Here is an 18135-nt window from a genome sequence, read left to right as displayed (position 1 = left end):
ATGGGAACGAAGCTGAGCCCGAGCGGTTTCTTTGTGCTGCGCGCGCCCTTGCTGCCGCTCGACGAATTGGACCGACTGCGCGCCGACCCCGAGCACTGGCTCCCCCTGGCAGGGCGGCCGGACGTTCGTGAGGCGTTGCACCTGGCGTCGCCAGGCCTGATGCGTCGTTTGGCGGCAGGCAATCCGGATGACCGGGTTGCCGCGTCGGTGACTTCCTATCTAGTGCGGATGTGCACCCGCGCAACGCCTTTCGGCTTGTTCGCGGGCTGCTCGTTGGGCGCAGTAAGTGATGCCACCGCGCTTGTCGTCGACGGTCCGGAGGGCACCGCGCGACACAGTCGACCCGACACCGAGGTACTGGCGACGCTGGTGGACCGCCTGCTGGCGGACCCGTCGACGCGCCCGGCAATGGCGGTAGAGCCGAACTCCAGCCGCTACCACGCCGCGGGTGCCATGCGCATCATCGAAAGCCGTGTGCGGGAAGGCCGTCGCACTCACCACCTTGTCGTGATCGAGGACGACGCGCCACTGCGGTGCGCTTTGGCCGCGGCCTCGGGCGGTTGCGTCGTCGAAGAGGTCATCGATGCGGTCGAGTCCCACGCGGGCGTCGGGCGCGACGAGGCCCGCGAATATGTGGACGCGTTGATCGATGCCAACGTGCTCACCGCGGTGGCCGAGCCGGCGGTGACCGGTCGAGAACCGTTGGCCCATGTGATCTCATCTCTTCGCGGCCAGGGTATGACTGCGCCCTCGGAGGCGCTGGATCGGGTATCCGACGAACTCGTCAAGCTGGACGCCGCCGGTCTGGGCAATCCGCCCGAGGCGTACGACTCGGTGGCCAAAACCCTGCTCGATCTGGTCGGCGAGGGTGACGACGCACGGCTCGTCCAGGTCGACCTGCACCGCGCCGGGTCGGGTCTGACACTCGGGCCTGACATGGTGGCGCTGCTCACGCAGGCGGTGGACCTGCTGCACCGCGTTTCCCCACAGTTCGAGGATCCTGCGCTGCGTCGATTCAAGGCCGACTTCGGGGCCCGTTACGAAGACCGCGAGGTTCCCCTGATGGAGGCCCTGGACGAGGAGATGGGCATCGGGTTCGACCGCTCGACGCATCCGGCCGCCGACGAGTCGCCGCTGCTCGCCGGTATTGACCTCGGCGGCGTGTATGGCAACTCGGTGTTCACCGCACGCGACGCGGCCCTGCTCGACATGCTGATGCGGGCTGGCGAGGATGGCGGGAAAACCCTTGAGCTCGACAAAGATACAGTCGCTCGCCTGGCAACCGCGACGCCATCGCCGTTGCCCGACGCGCTCGCCGTCTTCGCCAGTGTCCTGGATGACGGCGTTGAGATCCACAGCATCAGCGGCCCGTCGGGCGCGGAACTCCTCGGGCGGTTCTGTCACGGCGATGACCGATTGCACGATGCCGTTCGCGCGCACCTGCGCGCCGAGGAAGCCCGCGCGCCGGGTGTGGTGTTCGCCGAGCTGATTCACCTGCCGGAGGGACGTATCGGCAACGTCTTGGCGCGGCCGGTGTTGCGCGACTATGAACTGGTTCTGTTGGGACGGTCGGGGGCGCCCGCGGATCGCCAGCTGAGTGTGGACGAGCTGACCTTGCGCCTCGAGGGTGAACGGCTCGTCCTCTACAGTCCCCGGCTGGGTGCGGAAGTCCGGCCGCGGCTGACTACCGCGCACAATCCGGCGTGGCGCGGCTTCGGGGTGTACCGGTTTTTGGCGGCACTGCAGAGCGACGGTGTGACCGGCGGGCTCGCGTGGGATTGGGGCGCGCTGGCGGCCGCGCCGACCCTGCCGCGGGTCACTTCGGGGCGACTGGTGCTCGCCCGGGCCCGATGGCAGCTGTCGGCAGCCGAGCTGAAGACCGTCACCGGAGCCGATGCGGCGGCCGGGTGGGCGGCCCTGCGCCGCGACCGCGGCTTGCCCGCCGAGTTGCTGATCGCCGACGGAGACAACCGGCTTTACGTCGACACCACCAGCGCCGCGCTGGTCGCCGCCGCCGCGAAGGTGCTCCGGGGTCGGTCCGGGGCGGTCGTCGAGGAGGTGCTGGCCTCTCGCGTCGCCGCGGGTCCGCAGGGCCGCTTCGCCCACGAACTGATCGTGCCGTTCATTGCCCGACGCGATCCCGAGCCGGCCCCGCAGCCGTTCCGGGCACCCCGGATCCAGCGCGCCTTCGCGCCAGGCACCGAGTGGCTGTACCTGAAGGCCTACACCGGTTCCGCATCCGCTGACCGCATCCTCGTCGACACCGTCGGCCCGGTCGTCGGTCAGCTGCGCGACGCGGGCGTCGTCGACCATTGGTTCTTCCTGCGGTACGCCGACCCTGAGCATCACCTGCGGCTCCGGTTGCATGGTGAGCCCGCGGCGCTGCGCGAACACGCGCTACCCGCCCTTACCGACGCGCTGGCCGACCATCTGGGCGACGGGACGATATCGAAAGTCGCGATCGATACCTACACCCGCGAAATCGAGCGCTACGGCGGCGACGCCGGCATCGAGCTCGCCGAGCTCATCCACGGCGCCGACAGTGACGCCGTGCTGAAGGTGTTGGGCATGCTCGACACTGACGGGCCCGAGGCGCGCTGGAAGCTTTGCATGTACGCCACCGATCGGCTGCTCGCCGACGCCGGGTTCGACCTGCAGCAGCGTCGTGACTGGGCCAAGAGCGGCGCGGCGGGCTACCGGCCCGAGTACCCCAACGCGCCCAACTTGGAAGCCGGCGTCGGGCAGCGCTGGCGCGACGAGCGCGCCGACCTCACCGCGCTGCTCGACGACAGCACCGATCATCGCTACGAATCCGCTCGCCAGGTGTTCAGGCAGCGATCAGAAGTTCTCGCACCCCTGCTCGCCGAGCTGGCGGACCGGTCCAGGCGGGGCGAGCTGACCCAGTCCTTCTCGTCGCTGCTGCACAGTTTCGACCACCTGCACGCCGTCCGGTTGCTGCGTTCCGCGGCACGCACCCACGAGCTCGTGCTGCTGAGCTTTTTGGACCGGTACTACGCCAGCCAGATCGCACGCGCACCCCGTGCCAAGGCGGCCGGGTCCTAGTCCGGAGAGAAGTTCTGCAAAAACTGTCCGCTTTCCGTGCGGTTGGCGCTCTTACCTATGAACGCGGCCCACACGGGGCCTCGACCACATCAATTAGGAGAAATCATGAACACCAACAAGCTGGCCCTGCGCAGGCAGAGCATCCGCACCCTGACCGCGGACGAGCTCCGCTTCGCGCGCGGTGGCAAAGGCGGCAACGGCACCGGCACCGGCGGTGGGACCGGCACCGGCACCCACACCAAGCACACCACGGTGCCCACCACCGGGACCCACACTGGCACCGGGAAGACCAAGGCGGAGCTGCCCGTCCAGCAGGCCATCGGCTGACGTCGTCACGCACGAATCGCCCCGCAACCGACACGAAATCGGTTGTGGGGCGGTTGCTTTCCGGCGGACGCGACTTGCACCGCCCGCCGATAGTGGATAGGGACCTACCGCGTCGTCGCCGCCCAAGATCGTCGATGGCCACGACCGTGGTGAGGAAGACGGCAACTTTGGATTTCGATGAACTTAGCCGGCGGACTGGCCACCGATATCCGGCTGACGTATCTCCCCCGGGATGCGCTTCCGCTAACCCGCCGGATGGCACGGCGGAAACGTCACCGGCGCATCGGTCAAGACGACCGATCCGGCTCTACAGCCGGGCCGCAACGAAATCCGCTGCCCGCGTGGTCATTCCGGATTGAATGTACTGACCATGTGGCCCCATGCTCACGCCGCGCGTGCAAATCGGATCCCCGGGCATACACATGTCGATCGTTTTCGGACGGTACAGCGGGCCAATGGCGGGAAGCGCGCCGGCCGCTGTCCTAACGAATGAGCCCGATGGCGAAGGATTTCCGAAGACGGCGACGGCGGCGACATGACTGGCGACACCGGAAGGCATCTGCGTGGTGCTGACGTCCATCACGGCGGCGCCCTGGGAGTACCCGCCGAGCACGATCCTGGTGTTGGGACAAAGCGCGGCCATGGACTCGACGTGAGCGCTCGCGTCGTTGGCACCGGCGGCGATGGAACTACGGAAATTGTCGGTGGCGGGATAGTTGACCGGATATACGCTCAAGGACCTCCCACCGACCCGCGAACGCAGCGCATCGACAAAGGACTGTCCGACGCCCCCGACGCCGGGGGGCTCGGTGGTGCCTCGGGCGAACACCACGTTGACGTCGGAGCAGGGGGCCGCGGTCGCGGATGGGAGCGACGACGGAACGGTAAGTGGCGCCCAGGCCGCGACGACAGCGGCGCCGAGCAGACCAAAAAGCGGACGTGCGGTCACCGCACGCATCCCACGTTGTGGCTTCGACGATGATTTTGAACGCCCCCGCCCGCCACATTGATGGCCTAAATGCGCGATTCGACAGTGCAAACTCATGGCCGTGGTCCTCGGTGTGGTCGCTGCCCGATTGGCAGCTAGCACAACTAGGAGCAGCGACGCCGGTGCGAGGGGACACTTTTCGCCGCGGGATGCTGACGAAAAAGAAAGCTGGCCAGATCTCAGAAATCTGGCCAGCTCATATTCTGGCTCTTCGGATCTTGTCGGGGTGCTGTGTTCATCGGACGACGATGGATGTGAGGACGCGCCAGTTGGGTTTGCCGGCGTAGAGCAGTGCTCGGATGCGGTAGTTGCTGAAGTTGGTGAAGCCGTAGCCGATGCGCTTGATGCGTTTGATCAGGTTGTTGAGGGCTTCGGTGGGTCCGTTGCTGACGCGGGCGATGTGGTAGTTGCAGATCTTGTCGTACCAGGCTTTGAGGGTGCGGGCGAGCTTGTTGAGTTCGGGGGGCAGGCCCGGGCGTAGGCAGTGTTCGATCAGTTCGGACAGCATCGCGCGGGCGGTGTGGATGTCGGTGCAGCAGTAGAACTCGCGCAGGCGTTCCTTGACGCGGTAGGCCAGGGCGACTTCGCCGCGGGGATCGCCCAGTTGCAGCAGCGATGTCAGGCGTTGGGTGGCCTTGGCGTCGAGGCGTTCCTCACCGGTAAGCAGTACGCGGCGGACCCGGTAGAGAGGGTCGTTGCGCCGGCCGCGGTGGCCTTTTTGTTCGCGCTGCACACGTCGTCGAATGTCGTCGAGGGCCCGGTTGGCCAGTTGCACGCAGTGGAACGGGTCGACGACCTGCTCAGCGCGGGGCAGCATCACGGTGTAGACCGCGGCGTAGGTCGCCGACATGTCCAGGGCGCCGAAGCGGATGCGCTGTTTCCAGGCCAGGGGTTGTTGGTCGATCCAGCCCGCGACATCGACATAGTTTCGGCTGGGCAGGATCTCGATGATCTGGTGGTTGGCGACATCAGCGACGGTGGTCGCATACGAGCGGGCCCGGCGGCTGGATAGTTTCACAAACGAGGTCTCGTCCAAGCCGATCGCGGTCGTGGCGTTCAGGCGACGCCGGTCGGCAGCCAGCAGCGCTTGGCCGTAGGTCATGACCGCGTCATTGACGGTGTGCCAGTCGCAGGAAAGTTCCTGCGCGACATCAGAAACCGCGCGACCTGTCCCGACCTGCATCGTGGCCCATTTGGCGCAGCGGGTCGTCAGCAGGCAGTTCTTGGCCGCGATGCGATGGTCGGCACTGGTCCAGCTCGCCCCCGCACAGCCGGGTCGCCGGCAAATCACACGATGCTTGCGCCAGGCCAGACGCATCGGCTGGCCGTAGACGGGCAAATCGACATAGCGCACCGTCGGCCGCTCCTTGATCTGGCCGGCGCCCCCACACGTCGGGCATAACCGATCCACGACGGTCTGCTCGATCACCAGCTCGACATCGGGACCGCTACGTCGATAGGCCAAGACACGGACATCTTTGAGCCCGACCAGGGCCTCAACGATCTGACTAGGCTCATAACGGACGAAGGTGCTTTTGAATTTGATGGTCACGCTTCAAAGACTCAGGCACCTTCGTCCCCAACAACCGCAGGGCACGCCGACCTCAAAACCAGCACCGGACCCCGCTGGAATCCGAAGAGCCCATATTCTGCAGTGGAGCTGCCGGGAATCGAACCCGGGTCCTACGGCATTCCCTCAAGACTTCTCCGTGCGCAGTTCGCTATGCCTCTACTCGGATCTCCCGGTCACGCGAACTAGCCGAGATGACGATCCCAGTCGCTGTTGGTGTCCCGATAAGTCCCGCGACCGAACTTATCGGTTGATCCCTCTAGCTGATGCCAGGGTCCGGGTCGAGGGCTTTCCCGGTCTGACAGACTAGCTGTCGCTTAGGCAGCGAGAGCGTAGTCGCGCTGTGTTGACACGGCGCTTAATTGGTTGCAACGACGCTTACGGTGGTCTCTTGCCTGCACCGGCACGCTTCCCTTGATTCGATGCGCGAAGTCGAAACCTTTCAGCCCCTTGTAACTTCTCTGCACCCCCGCCGAATTTCGGCAGGACACTCCATCATACGCCGCTACCAACACCCGGCAACGGAATAAAGTTCCCGGTCAGATCACGAAGTTGAGGTTCTCGACGATGCGGTTGGCCAGCTCGTTGTCGCCGTCAAGCTCGACGTCGGCCGAGCGCGCCGGGCACATTGGGCGTCCGCCGGCGAGCCTGGTGAACTGCAGCCCGTCGAGGCGGATCGTCGCCGTCGGCTCGTGGCCGCCGAAGTCGTCGACCACTGCAGCGCGTCCGTCCACGCTGACGCGGATGGTGCGCGCCAGCGGGCCGGTCAGGTCGAACTGGACCCGTGACCCCTCGGGCGCCTTGGCGAGTTTGCCGACGACGAACCCCATGGTGGCCGCGACCTCGTCGAGCGACAGCTGCGACGCGGTCCCGACGAGCTCGTCATCGGTCGATGGCCGCTGCAACGCCACGCGGATGTCTTGTTCGTGCATCCAGCAGTCGAAGACCCGGATCCGCATGAACCGCCCGTAACTGTCCATGCCCGCGGGCGTCGGGGTCACCGCGTTCCAGTCGTCGTCGGACATCGCCGGCAGGACCTCGCGGCGCTTGCGGGTCACCTCGCGGTAGCGCTCCAAAACGCAGGGGCCGTCGTCCCCGCTGAGGTGGCGCACCCAGCACTCGTTCATCGCGCCGATGTCGTTCCGCACATGCTCGAGGGACTTGACGTCGATATCCGGTTGCGGCGCCTCGATGCCCTGCAGAAACGACTCGGTCCCGATGATGTGGGAGACGACGGCGCGCACGCACCAGCCGGGCAGCGGCGTCATCGCCTGCCACCCGCTCTCGGGCAGCCCTTCCAACAGCGCGTCGATGGCGTCCCAGACGGAGAACAGGCCGAGCAGCACGTTGGACTTGTCGACGGTGGTGACGGGACGTGTTGCCATGGTCGGATACTAGGCCGCTCGGTGCGCGATATGGAGGCCGACCCGTTAACCCGCGGCGATCATCGCCACCGACCCCATGGCCATCGCCATGCCGATGCCCTGCCAGCGACTGACCCGCTCGCGCAACACCACCATGGCCAGCACGACGGTCGCCGCCGGATACAGCGAAATCATGATGCTGGCCAGCGAGAGCAGCCACGACTGCAGCGCGATCAGTTGGGCCACCAGCGCGCAGATGTCCAGCAGCGCGATGGCCAGCGCCAGCTTCATCGACCTGCCCCGCGGCAGCCGCAGGTTGCCCTTGGTGGCGGCCAGCGCGGTGATCACCACGGTCGCCGAGAGCCGGGCGAACATCAGCGGCCACAGCTTGCATTCGTGGGGCGCCTGATGCAAGAACACCAAGTCGAGCCCGAACGCGCAGCCCGCGAAGACCGTGAGCCAGGCCACCTTCGGGGTGAACCGGTACGGGCTTCGGTCCTCAACCTCCGCTTCCCGGGCCTCGCGGCTGACCAGCGTCACCGCGACGATCGCCAGCAGCACCCCCAACGAGGCCGCCGGACCGGGTCGCTCCCCCAACGCGACACCGACCGCCACCGGGACGGCGGCGTTGAGCACGCCCGCCAGCGGCGCCACCACCGAGATCGGGCCGGAGCCGAGCGCCGCGTAGAAAGCCCACATGCCGAACGCCTGCCCAATGCCATACATGCAGCCCCAAAAGACGGCGCCCGAATGAATCGGTCCGCCGGCAAACAGGGCCAGCAGACCCAGCACCGCCGCCTCGACCGGGTACGCGGCAAGCATCACGCGCAGCGCGGCAATCCGCCGCGCCGCTACGCCGCCCACGAAATCGCTGACGCCGTAGGACACGGCGGACAGCTGCGCGTAGCGGCGCCTATCAGTTACATCCCCTTCGCTCGGCGACCCAGCTCCCGAACAACTTCACGCTGGGCGTCGCGGCGTGCCATGTCCTGTCGTTTGTCATAGGCTCGCTTGCCCCGGGCCAACGCGAGCTCGACCTTGACCTTGCCCTCCGAGAAATACAGAGACAACGGCACCAGGGCGAGGTTACCATCTCGGATCTTGCCGATCAGCGTGTCGATCTGGCTGCGGTGTAACAACAACTTTCGATTGCGGCGAGGATCGTGATTGGTCCAGCTGCCGTGCTGGTACTCGGGAATGTGCAAGTTGCGCAACCAAATTTCGCCATCGTCGACGGTGGCGAAGGCGTCGACCAACGACGCGTGACCCTCGCGGAGGCTCTTGACCTCGGTACCAACCAGCGCGACGCCGCACTCGTACTGCTCCAAGATCGAATAGTTATGGCGCGCTTTGCGATTGCTGGCGATGATCTGCCTGCCCGGACGCGCCTTTTTCGATGTGTTCTTGGCCACAGTCAGCGCCGTACGTATATGCGCACCGTTGCATAGGCCGTCAGCCCGGCCATCGCCGCGCCGAGCAGCAGCAGAATCGGTGAGATGTAGATGATGTCGGCATAGTCCACCCGCGCAATCAAATTCGCTTGGTAGAACTGGTTCAAAGCGCTGTCCAGGAAGAACGCCCGCACCGCAACCAAACCAAGGATGGCGATCACCACACCGATCGTCGCGGCGAGCATCGCCTCCACCAAAAACGGCAGTTGCGTGTACAAGCGGCTCGCGCCGACCAGTCGCATGATGCCGATCTCCGTGCGGCGCGTATAGGCCGCGACTTGAACCATGTTGGCGATCAGCAAGATTGCCCCGACGGCCTGGACCACGGCCACGGCGAAGGCGACATTGCTCAAGCCGTTCAGCACGACGAACAGGCGGTCGATCAGTTCCTTTTGATTGAGCACGGAGAGCACTCCGGGCTGACCCTGCATCGCAGCGTCAAATTCCTTGTGCTGCTCGGGATTTGCCAGCTTCACGATGAATGATGCAGGGAAGGAATCTTTTCCGGCGACATCCTTGTACTGCGGGAACTTACGGATCGCATCGTTGTAGGCGTCGTCCCGGTTGAGGAAGCGCACCGACTTGACGTCTTCTCGCCCTTCGATTTTGGAGCGCAGCGCCTTGCACGGGTTGGTGCTGCAGGTCGGATCGTTGGCGGAGACGTCGTCGGTGAGGAACACCTGCGTCTCGACGCGGTCGAGGTAGATGGCCCGCGAGTTGTCGGCCAGCCGGACCACCAGCAGGCCGCCGCCGAACAGACCGATCGAGATCGCTGTGGTCAGGATCATCGCGACCGTCATGGTGACATTGCGACGCAGGCCGGTCAGGACCTCGTTGACCAGGAAACCGAAGCGCACTTAGCGGTCCATTCCGTAGACGCCACGCTGTTCGTCGCGAACCAGCCTGCCCAACGACAGCTCCACCACCCGCTGGCGCATCGAGTCGACAATGTGGTGGTCGTGGGTGGCCATCAGCACGGTCGTTCCGGTGCGGTTGATCCGCTCCAACAGGTCCATGATGTCCTTGCTGGTGTCCGGGTCGAGGTTGCCGGTGGGCTCGTCGGCCAGCAGCACCAACGGCCGGTTGACGAACGCCCGGGCGATCGCGACCCGCTGCTGCTCGCCGCCGGACAGCTCGTGCGGCAGCCGGTTGGCCTTGCCGGACAGGCCGACGGTCTCGAGCACGTCGGGCACCACCCGGTTGATCGCGTCTCGGCGTTTGCCGATGACCTCCAGCGCGAAAGCGACGTTCTCAAACACGGTCTTTTGCTGCAGCAGCCGAAAATCCTGGAAGACGCAGCCGATCACCTGACGCAACTTGGGTACGTGGCGACCAGGCAATTTGTTGACGTGAAACTTCGACAGCCGAATGTCGCCGGCGGTCGGCGTGTCCTCGCCCAACAGCAGCCGCATGAACGTGGATTTGCCCGAACCCGACGGGCCGATCAGGAAGACGAACTCACCCTTGTCGATTTTGACGTTGACATCGTCCAACGCCGGACGCGCCGACGCTTTGTACTTTTTGCTGACATGGTCCAGGGTGATCATCACGGCACGCCAGTGTAGCCGTCAATTTCGCTGGAACACGACGATCAGCTCGCCGGTGGCACCGGCGTGGGCACCGGGCCCGGCCCCGGCGGGGGCGAAGGCGTCGGCGTTGTGCTGGAGGTGCAGAACGGCGGGATGCACGGCAGGGTCGGCAGGACGAACGGCGGCGGGGTGGTCGTCGTGGTGGTCACCGGGGGCGGCGGCGGAGTGGTCGTCGGCGTGGGTATCGGCGTGGGTCTCGGCGTGTACGTGTCGGCGGGCGGTTGCTGCACGCGGCTGCGCGGCACCCAGGTGTAGTTGGGATCGGGCACGAAGCCCGGCGGCACCACCTGCGGCGCCGGCGGCTTGGGAGCCGGTTGCGGGCGATAGGTGTCGTAGGTCCACCACAGGGCCAGGAACGCGACGATCAACACCAGCGTCGAAGTGCGGACCCGGCCACCGAACAGGTGGCTCAGCGGCCGGCGCTGTTTCCCGTCGCCGTCGTCCTTTTCGAAGATTTTGAAGGTCAGCTTCACCGCTGCTGCACCCGATCCGGGGCCGGCTCCTCTGCTTCTTCGTCGTCGGCGGGGCGCGAAACGCCGGCGTTGTCGACCAGGCCCACGGTGGCGTCGGCCGCCGTCACGATTCCGACGCGCGCGAGTGCCCGGATCACGAGGACCCGCAACTGCCGCCCGGCCTCGAACTGCTTGCCCGGCAGGGTTCGGGCCACCACGCGCAGCGTGACCGTGTCGAGTTCGATGCTTTCCACGCCCATCACCGTGGGTGCATCCAGCAGCAACTCGCCCAGCAGCGGGTTGTCGAGCGCGCGCTCACATTCCTGGTGCAGGACGTCGTTGACCCGGTTCAGGTCGGCGCTGGTCGACACCGGGATGTCGACGACCGCCCGTGCCCAGTCCTTGGACAGGTTCACCGCCTTGACGATCTGACCGTTGGGAATGGTCAACACCTCGCCGTCCGAGGAGCGCAGCCGGGTCACCCGTAGCGTGACGTTCTCGACGGTGCCGCTGGCTTCCGTCGCGGAAACGATGGTCAGGGTGACCAGGTCACCGAATCCGTACTGCTTCTCGACGATGATGAAAAACCCCGATAGCAGATCCCTGACCAGCTGCTGGGCGCCGAAGCCGAGCGCCGCGCCCAGCACGGTGGCCGGCGCCACCAGCCCACCCACCGAGAACTGGAGGACATCGGCGATCTGCATGATCACCCAGATGGCGATGATGACGATCGCGACCCACTGGATCACCGACGCGACGGCCTGCCGGTGCTTGGTCGCCTCCGACCGGACCAGGGCATCGCTTTCGGCGAAGCCCTCGTCAAGCTGCCGGGTGACCTGCTGGGCGACCCAGGTGACGAACCGGCCCGCCAGCACCGCCGCGATGAGCAGCATGGCGATCCGCAGGCCCCGGGTGATGATCCACACACCGATTTCGCCGCGCCAGAAGTCGTGCCATTGCTGCGCCGCTGAGATCGCCAGCAGCCCGCTTTTCGCAAAAACCAGTGTGTTAGTCGTCATCTTTTCGGTTGCGCCACCGGATTCCCGCTTCCAGGAACCCGTCGATGTCTCCGTCGAGCACGGCGGCGGGGTTGCCCACCTCGTACTCGGTCCGCAGGTCTTTCACCATCTGGTACGGGTGCAGTACGTAGGAACGCATCTGGTTGCCCCACGAGCTGCCGCCTTCGCCTTTCAAGGCGTCCAGCTCGGCGCGTTCCTCTAAACGCTTGCGCTCCAACAACTTTGCTTGGAGCACCCGCATTGCCGAAACCTTGTTCTGCAACTGCGATTTTTCGTTCTGACAAGTTACGACGATACCCGTTGGGATGTGGGTTAAACGAACCGCGGAGTCGGTCGTGTTCACCGACTGGCCGCCCGGCCCGCTGGAACGGTAGACGTCCACGCGCACATCGCCTTCCGGGATGTCGATGTGATCGGTCGTCTCCACCACCGGGAGCACCTCGACTTCGGCAAACGACGTCTGTCGCCGACTCTGGTTGTCGAACGGGCTGATTCGCACCAATCGATGGGTGCCCTGTTCGACCGACAGCGTGCCGTAGGCAAACGGCGCGTGCACGGCGAAGGTGGCGCTCTTGATCCCGGCCTCTTCGGCATAGGAGGTGTCGAAGACCTCGACGCCGTACTTGTGCTGTTCGGCCCAGCGGATGTACATCCGCATCAGCATCTCGGCCCAGTCGGCGGCATCCACCCCGCCGGCGCCAGACCGAATAGTGACCAGCGCCTCGCGCTCGTCATACTCGCCCGACAGCAGCGTGCGCACCTCGGCGGCTTCGATGTCGGCGCGCAACGCCTTGAGCTCGGCGTCGGCCTCGGCCTTCGCTTCGGCGGCGCCTTCGCCCTCCTCGGCCGCCAGCTCATAGAGCACCGGCAGGTCGGTGAGGCGTTGCCGCAACTCCTCGATCCGGCGCAACTCGCCCTGGGTGTGAGATAGCGCGCTGGTCACGCGCTGCGCGTTGGCCTGGTCGTCCCACAGTTGCGGGTCGGACGCCTCCTGCTCGAGCTTCTCGATGCGGCTGCGCAGACCGTCGACGTCGAGCACCCGCTCCACCGTGGTCAGGGCGGAGTCAAGGGCGGCGATGTCGGCTTGCCGGTCAGGTTCCACAGCCGACCACGTTACCGGCACGTCAGCGGCCCCTACGTTTAGCATCAGGAGACAATCAGTGCACCGCGCGACTGCGACGCCCAGCCCCATTCAGCCCCCTCGCGCCGCAGCCGACCACCGACCAGAAAGCTGGAGTATTGCGTCCATATCACGTAGCCATCGTCGGGTCCGGGCCGTCGGGATTCTTCGCCGCCGCGGCTCTGCTTAACGCGCCCGAAGCCGAAGTGGCCGTCGACATGCTGGAGATGCTCCCCACGCCGTGGGGCCTGGTCCGCTCCGGCGTCGCTCCCGATCACCCCAAGATCAAATCGATCAGTAAACAGTTCGAGAAGACCGCCGAGCACCCCCGGTTCCGCTTCTTCGGCAACGTGATCGTCGGCGAACACGTCGAGGCCGGCGAGCTGGCCGAGCGCTACGACGCCGTCATCTACGCGGTCGGCGCGCAGTCCGACCGCGCGCTGAACATCCCCGGTGAGGACCTGCCGGGCAGCGTGGCCGCGGTCGATTTCGTGGGCTGGTACAACGCGCACCCCAACTTCGAGCACATGGCGCCCGACCTCTCGGGGGCCCGGTCCGTGGTGATCGGCAACGGCAACGTCGCGCTCGACGTCGCGCGCATCCTGATCACCGATCCCGGCGTGCTCGCCGCCACCGACATCGCCGACCACGCGCTGGAATCGCTGCTCCCCCGCGGCGTGCAGGAAGTAGTGGTCCTCGGCCGGCGCGGGCCGCTGCAAACCGCGTTCACCACGCTGGAGCTGCGCGAGCTCGCCGACCTCGAGGGGGTCGACGTGATCGTCGACCCCGCCGCGCTTCAGGGCATCACCGACGAGGACGCCGCCGCGGTGGGCAAGGTGTGCAAGCAGAACATCAAGGTGTTGCGCGACTATGCGGGTCGCGAACCGCGCCCGGGACACCGCCGGATGGTGTTCCGCTTCCAGACCTCCCCGATCGAGATCAAGGGCGAGGACCGGGTGGAGGCGATCGTGCTGGGGCGCAACGAGCTGGTGACCGACGACAGCGGGCGGGTGACGGCCCGCGACACCGGTGCGCGCGAAGAGTTGCCGTGTCAGCTGGTGGTGCGCTCGGTCGGCTACCGCGGCCTGCCCACGCCGGGGCTGCCGTTCGACGACAAGAGCGCGACCATTCCCAACACCGAGGGCAAGGTGCAGGGCAGCCGCAATGAGTACGTGGTCGGGTGGATCAAGCGCGGGCCGACCGGGGTGATCGGCACCAACAAGAAGGACTCCCAGGACACCGTCGACACGCTGCTGGCGGATCTGGCCGCCGCCAACGGGATCGCGAATTTCCCGGACGACCATGCGGATCGGTTGGCCGACTGGCTGGCCTCGCGGCAGCCCAAGCTGGTCACCTCGGCGCACTGGGCGCTGATCGACCGCTTCGAACGCGAGGCCGGTGAGCCGCACGGGCGGCCGCGCATCAAGCTGCCCAGCCTGGCCAAGCTGCTGCACGTGAGCCATCCCTGATCACGGGTCGAGCAGCACCCCGGGGTTGAGGATGCCGGCCGGGTCCAGCACGGACTTGGCCGCGCGGAAGGCGGCCGCGAACGGATCCGGGCGCTGCCGGTCATACCACGGACGGTGGTCGCGACCCACGGCGTGATGGTGGGTGATGGTGCCGCCGGTGGTGCTGATCGCCTCGGACACGGCGGCTTTGATGTCGTCCCACTGCGCGTCGAGCGACCCCCAGCGACCACCCGCGTAGATGCCGTAGTACGGCGCCGGGCCGTCCGGGTAGACGTGGGTGAACCGGCAGGTCACCACGCCCGCCCCGCACACCCGCTCGATCGCCGTGCGCGCGGCCTCGGTGACTGCCGTGTGCAGTTCGTCGAATCTGTCCCAGGGACAAGCGGTTTCGAATGTTTCGGCGATGACACCGCGGCGCGCCAGCGCGTCGCGCTGATACGGCATGCGCAGGAAGGACGAGCGCCAATTCCGCGACGCATCGTTGGGTTCGGCTGTCTCGCTGGCGGTTTCGCGGCTCCGGCGGGCGGTCACCGCGCCGCCGTGTTCGGCGGTGATCTGAAGGGCCCGGTCCAGCCACGGATCGATCGGATGGTCGGCCGATTCGAACGCGAGCACCAACAGCCCACCGCCGACCGCGGTGCCGGCGTTCAGGAACGCTTCGGCCGGATCCAACAGCCGGCAGTTCGCCGGGTAGAGCCCGGACTGCGCGACCGCCCGCGTGGCCGCCACCGCGACCGCCCAATCGTCGAACGCCACCGAGGCGGTGACCTGCCAGCGCGGGCGGTCTTGCAGCCGCATCCACGCCTCGGTGATGACGCCCAGCGTGCCCTCGGAGCCGACGAACAGCCGGTCCGGGGACGGGCCGGCGCCGGATCCCGGCAACCGGCGCGACTCGCTGACCCCGGACGGGGTGACAACCCGCAACGATTCGGTCAGGTCGTCGATGTGGGTGTACAGGGTGGCGAAGTGACCGCCGGCGCGGGTCGCCAGCCAGCCGCCGAGGCTGGAGAACGCGAACGACTGCGGGAAGTGCCGCAACGTCAGACCGTGCGGGCGCAGCTGCCGCTCGATCCACGGGCCGAGGGCGCCGGCCTGAATCCTCGCGGCCCGGCTGACCCGGTCGATGTCCAGCACCGAGCTCATCACGGAAACGTCCACGGTCACCGCCGGTCCGTCGAAGCGCGGCTCGACCCCGCCGACCACCGAACTGCCTCCGCCGTAAGGGATTACGGGAATCTCCGCGCGCGTGCACCAGTCGAGCACGTCGATCACATCTTGTTCGCGGCGCGGCCGGACGATCAGGTCCGGGACGCGGTCCAGGTCGCCCTTCAGGTTGCGGACGACGTCGCGAAACGCCTTACCGCGTGCGTGGCCGGCTCGATCGGTAGCGTCGGTCGAACACAGCGCGGCCAGCGACGGCGGCGGGGTGATCCGCGGGGCCGGCAACCCGAGTTCGTCGGGGTCCGGTGGGCGGTGGTCGGTCAGGTCGTGGCCGGGCAACATGGCAGCGACCCGCTCCTGCAGGGCCTGGGTCTCCCGCTCGGTCAGCGCATCTTCGACCGCCCCCCAGCCCCACCACGAACGCATACGTCAGCGCTTGCGGACGATGAAGGCTCCGCCGGCAATTAGCGACGCCAGCGCCACCGCGATACCCCAGCCTGCGCCGGCGAACACCCAGATCACGGCCACCAGTGCGATCAGCGGCGACACAGCAAAAAGCGCTATCCCAGGGTTTTGCCTGATCACCGCCAGTGCGCTGCGCGCCCGGATGGGATCGATTTCCTTGCTCATCCGTTCAGCATGCCAGAGGACCAACGGCCCTACCGGCCCAATCCGCTTCTCCATAGCCTCGATTCATGGACGTCGGGCGGATCGTGAACGCGGTCTCGCTGGCCTGCCGGGCGCCGTCGGTGCACAACAGCCAGCCCTGGCGGTGGGTGATCAACGACGGGTCCGGCGAAATCACCGTCCACCTCTTCTCCGATCGCCGGCGTGCGGTGCCGGCCACCGACCCTTCGGGTCGGCAAGCGATCCTGAGCTGTGGTGTTGCGCTCGATCACTTTCGCGTCGCGATGGCCGCGGCGCGCTGGCGCGCACGGATCACGCGGTTTCCCGACCCGCGTGCCCCCGATCATTTGGCCACAGTCGAATTCGACCGGCTCGATGACACCACCGCGGTGCACCGGCGCCGCGCCGACGCGATCCTGCGACGGCGAACGGATCGGTTGCCGTTGGACTGCCCCGCTTACTGGCAGGCCTTCGAGCCGGTGCTGCACAGCACCGTTAACCAGGACCGCGAGGATCCGGTGACGCTCGACGTGCTTTCCGATGACCAGCGACCACAATTGGTGCAGGCATCACGGCTCGCCGCGGACCTTCGGCGCGAAGACGAGTCATACCAAGCCGAATTGCAATGGTGGACTTCGCCATTCGCCTTGGCGCAGGGCGTGCCGCCGGCGGCGCTGGCATCGGACACCGAACGGATCCGGGTGGATGTGGGCCGGGACTTCCCCGTGCGAGGCCATCAGGACCGCCGCGCCGAGATGACGGAGGACAGGTCGAAAATCCTTGTGCTGTCAACACCCGCAGACACCCGTGACGACGTGCTGCGCTGCGGCGAGGTGTTGTCGACGGTGCTGCTGGAGTGCACGATGGCAGGCATGGCGACCTGCCCGTTGACGCATCTGATCGAGACGGACGAGAGCCGCGGCATCGTGCGGCGTCTCATCGGCGAACCGCAAGCTGAACCGCAAGTGCTGGTCCGCGTTGGGATCACCCCGCCGTTCGACAATCCGTCGGCGCCGTCGCCGCGGCGGCCGATCGACGACGTCCTAGAGCTTCGTTAGACGCGCAGAAAGGTTGCAGCCCATGGCCGAGGAGCCCGTTACCATCTTGAGCGACGACGAAAGTTGGCGGCGGTTAGGCGGCGTCGCGCTGGGGCGGCTGGTCACCATGTTCGCCGGCGAGCCGGAGATATTTCCCGTCAACTACGTCGTCCAAGACCGGACCGTGCTGTTCCGCACCGCCGAGGGCACCAAGCTGTTTTCCGCGGTAGCGAGCAACACCGTGCTCTTCGAGGCCGACGACCACGACGTCGCCCAAGGCTGGAGCGTGATCGTCCGGGGACGCGCCAAGATACTGCACACCGCCGCCGAGATCGAGAAAGCCGAACGCGCACAGCTGATGCCGTGGACCGCGACCCTCAAAATTCACTACGTCCGGGTGATGCCGTCGGACATCACCGGCCGCGAGTTCAGGTTCGGGCCCGAGCCGGACCCCAACGCGAGCTTCGCCTAGGCACGCTCCAGCAGCGTGTCGAGCTCGGGCGCGTCGGCGCCGGTCAGCCGGCGGTGCATCGCCCACGCGATCCTGGTCGCTTGGATTTTCGCGCGTTCGGCGACCGGCCCGCGGTACATCTCGTCGACCGTGTCGTGCCAGGTCTGTAGCCAGCGCACGAAATGATGGCCCGACAGTGGAGTTCGGCCATGTACCTCTCGATGGGCGGCCAGCGCGCTGCCGCGGTAGCGCCCGGCCCGAAACAGCACGGTCTCCCAGAAGTCGCACATCGTCGGAATGTGCGACTTCAGTCCTTTAGCCCGCAGGTCGGCGAATGGCTCGTCGAGGACCTCGTCGACGAACACCCTGCCGTAGAAGCGCCATAGCAACGCCTCCACATCGGCGCGATCGACCAAATCGGCAGCTGGTGCGTTCACCGCGTTCACC

18 protein-coding genes and 1 other RNA gene are annotated in these 18135 nt (G+C 66.7%); 5 read left to right on the top strand and 14 right to left on the bottom strand.

Annotated features, from left to right (window positions below; all coding sequences use genetic code 11):
• A complete protein-coding gene (locus G6N66_RS05670) occupies positions 1 to 3063 on the top strand; it encodes a lantibiotic dehydratase (protein WP_085232404.1) in 3063 nt (1020 codons plus the stop codon).
• Positions 3064 to 3168: 105 nt separating this feature from the next.
• The gene (locus G6N66_RS05665) at positions 3169 to 3390 is read left to right on the top strand and encodes a hypothetical protein (protein ID WP_139825140.1); all 222 of its coding nucleotides are present in this window, start codon (positions 3169 to 3171) and stop codon (positions 3388 to 3390) included.
• A 307-nt stretch (positions 3391 to 3697) separates the two neighbouring features.
• Here the strand turns inward: G6N66_RS05665 and G6N66_RS05660 are convergent, their stop codons facing one another.
• The 11 genes from G6N66_RS05660 to prfB all read right to left on the bottom strand — a co-directional run bounded on the left by G6N66_RS05660 (position 3698) and on the right by prfB (position 12925).
• Positions 3698 to 4339: a cutinase family protein gene (locus tag G6N66_RS05660; RefSeq protein ID WP_372515591.1), complete on the bottom strand. Its 642-nt coding sequence runs from the start codon at positions 4337 to 4339 to the stop codon at positions 3698 to 3700.
• Positions 4340 to 4613: 274 nt separating this feature from the next.
• Positions 4614 to 5930, bottom strand: coding sequence for an ISL3 family transposase (locus G6N66_RS05655; RefSeq protein ID WP_163645785.1), 1317 nt, complete (start codon positions 5928 to 5930; stop codon positions 4614 to 4616).
• Between the two features lie 100 nt (positions 5931 to 6030).
• Positions 6031 to 6398, bottom strand: a transfer-messenger RNA (tmRNA) gene (gene ssrA, locus G6N66_RS05650).
• A gap of 89 nt (positions 6399 to 6487) precedes the next feature.
• Positions 6488 to 7333, bottom strand: coding sequence for a maleylpyruvate isomerase family mycothiol-dependent enzyme (locus G6N66_RS05645; protein ID WP_085234155.1), 846 nt, complete (start codon positions 7331 to 7333; stop codon positions 6488 to 6490).
• Between the two features lie 45 nt (positions 7334 to 7378).
• Positions 7379 to 8137: an EamA family transporter gene (locus tag G6N66_RS05640; protein ID WP_232079468.1), complete on the bottom strand. Its 759-nt coding sequence runs from the start codon at positions 8135 to 8137 to the stop codon at positions 7379 to 7381.
• Between the two features lie 95 nt (positions 8138 to 8232).
• A complete protein-coding gene (gene smpB, locus G6N66_RS05635; RefSeq protein WP_085234154.1) occupies positions 8233 to 8724 on the bottom strand; it encodes an SsrA-binding protein SmpB in 492 nt (163 codons plus the stop codon).
• Between the two features lie 2 nt (positions 8725 to 8726).
• Positions 8727 to 9620 (bottom strand): permease-like cell division protein FtsX, encoded by an 894-nt coding sequence (gene ftsX, locus G6N66_RS05630; protein WP_085234153.1) that lies wholly within the window; start codon positions 9618 to 9620, stop codon positions 8727 to 8729.
• A complete protein-coding gene (gene ftsE / locus G6N66_RS05625; protein ID WP_085234152.1) occupies positions 9621 to 10310 on the bottom strand; it encodes a cell division ATP-binding protein FtsE in 690 nt (229 codons plus the stop codon).
• A gap of 44 nt (positions 10311 to 10354) precedes the next feature.
• Positions 10355 to 10825 (bottom strand): hypothetical protein, encoded by a 471-nt coding sequence (locus G6N66_RS05620; protein ID WP_085234151.1) that lies wholly within the window; start codon positions 10823 to 10825, stop codon positions 10355 to 10357.
• Positions 10822 to 11823, bottom strand: coding sequence for a mechanosensitive ion channel family protein (locus tag G6N66_RS05615; RefSeq protein WP_085234150.1), 1002 nt, complete (start codon positions 11821 to 11823; stop codon positions 10822 to 10824). The genes G6N66_RS05620 and G6N66_RS05615 overlap by 4 nt, the downstream gene beginning before the upstream one ends.
• Complete coding sequence (prfB, locus tag G6N66_RS05610) at positions 11813 to 12925, bottom strand: peptide chain release factor 2 (protein WP_085234149.1); 1113 nt, start codon at positions 12923 to 12925, stop codon at positions 11813 to 11815. Before prfB ends, G6N66_RS05615 begins: the two co-directional genes overlap by 11 nt.
• A 137-nt stretch (positions 12926 to 13062) precedes the next feature.
• Between prfB and G6N66_RS05605 the strand changes: the two genes are divergently transcribed.
• Positions 13063 to 14412, top strand: a complete 1350-nt coding sequence (locus G6N66_RS05605) for an FAD-dependent oxidoreductase (protein WP_085234148.1) — start codon at positions 13063 to 13065, stop codon at positions 14410 to 14412.
• Here G6N66_RS05605 and G6N66_RS05600 read toward each other — a convergent pair whose 3' ends face one another.
• Both G6N66_RS05600 and G6N66_RS05595 read right to left on the bottom strand, forming a co-directional pair.
• Positions 14413 to 15999 (bottom strand): FAD-binding oxidoreductase, encoded by a 1587-nt coding sequence (locus tag G6N66_RS05600; RefSeq protein ID WP_085234147.1) that lies wholly within the window; start codon positions 15997 to 15999, stop codon positions 14413 to 14415.
• Positions 16000 to 16002: 3 nt separating this feature from the next.
• Positions 16003 to 16203, bottom strand: a complete 201-nt coding sequence (locus G6N66_RS05595) for a hypothetical protein (protein ID WP_085234146.1) — start codon at positions 16201 to 16203, stop codon at positions 16003 to 16005.
• Between the two features lie 65 nt (positions 16204 to 16268).
• On the opposite strand from G6N66_RS05595, the gene G6N66_RS05590 reads away from it, so the two are divergent.
• Both G6N66_RS05590 and G6N66_RS05585 read left to right on the top strand, forming a co-directional pair.
• Positions 16269 to 17258 carry an Acg family FMN-binding oxidoreductase gene (locus G6N66_RS05590; RefSeq protein ID WP_085234145.1) on the top strand — a complete coding sequence of 330 codons (990 nt, stop codon included), beginning with the start codon at positions 16269 to 16271 and terminating at the stop codon, positions 17256 to 17258.
• 22 nt (positions 17259 to 17280) lie between these two features.
• A complete protein-coding gene (locus G6N66_RS05585; RefSeq protein WP_085234144.1) occupies positions 17281 to 17709 on the top strand; it encodes a pyridoxamine 5'-phosphate oxidase family protein in 429 nt (142 codons plus the stop codon).
• Here the strand turns inward: G6N66_RS05585 and G6N66_RS05580 are convergent.
• The gene (locus G6N66_RS05580) at positions 17706 to 18125 is read right to left on the bottom strand and encodes a group III truncated hemoglobin (protein WP_139825321.1); all 420 of its coding nucleotides are present in this window, start codon (positions 18123 to 18125) and stop codon (positions 17706 to 17708) included. The two genes, G6N66_RS05585 and G6N66_RS05580, sit on opposite strands and share 4 nt — an antisense overlap.
• Positions 18126 to 18135: the final 10 nt, after the last annotated feature.

Source organism: Mycobacterium conspicuum (assembly GCF_010730195.1).
In the GTDB taxonomy this organism is placed as follows: domain Bacteria; phylum Actinomycetota; class Actinomycetes; order Mycobacteriales; family Mycobacteriaceae; genus Mycobacterium; species Mycobacterium conspicuum.
The sequence above is the reverse complement of the archived record's forward strand: the minus strand, read 5'-3'. Positions and strand labels throughout refer to the sequence as shown.

What these genes read in the sequence shown, in the direction of transcription:
- G6N66_RS05615 (WP_085234150.1), bottom strand. Translation starts at nt 11,823, where the DNA reads ATGACGACTAACACACTGGTTTTTGCGAAAAGCGGGCTGCTGGCGATC.
- ftsE (WP_085234152.1), bottom strand. Translation starts at nt 10,310, where the DNA reads ATGATCACCCTGGACCATGTCAGCAAAAAGTACAAAGCGTCGGCGCGT.
- G6N66_RS05590 (WP_085234145.1), top strand. Translation starts at nt 16,269, where the DNA reads ATGGACGTCGGGCGGATCGTGAACGCGGTCTCGCTGGCCTGCCGGGCG.
- G6N66_RS05600 (WP_085234147.1), bottom strand. Translation starts at nt 15,999, where the DNA reads ATGCGTTCGTGGTGGGGCTGGGGGGCGGTCGAAGATGCGCTGACCGAG.
- G6N66_RS05670 (WP_085232404.1), top strand. Translation starts at nt 1, where the DNA reads ATGGGAACGAAGCTGAGCCCGAGCGGTTTCTTTGTGCTGCGCGCGCCC.
- G6N66_RS05645 (WP_085234155.1), bottom strand. Translation starts at nt 7,333, where the DNA reads ATGGCAACACGTCCCGTCACCACCGTCGACAAGTCCAACGTGCTGCTC.
- G6N66_RS05665 (WP_139825140.1), top strand. Translation starts at nt 3,169, where the DNA reads ATGAACACCAACAAGCTGGCCCTGCGCAGGCAGAGCATCCGCACCCTG.
- G6N66_RS05595 (WP_085234146.1), bottom strand. Translation starts at nt 16,203, where the DNA reads ATGAGCAAGGAAATCGATCCCATCCGGGCGCGCAGCGCACTGGCGGTG.
- G6N66_RS05585 (WP_085234144.1), top strand. Translation starts at nt 17,281, where the DNA reads ATGGCCGAGGAGCCCGTTACCATCTTGAGCGACGACGAAAGTTGGCGG.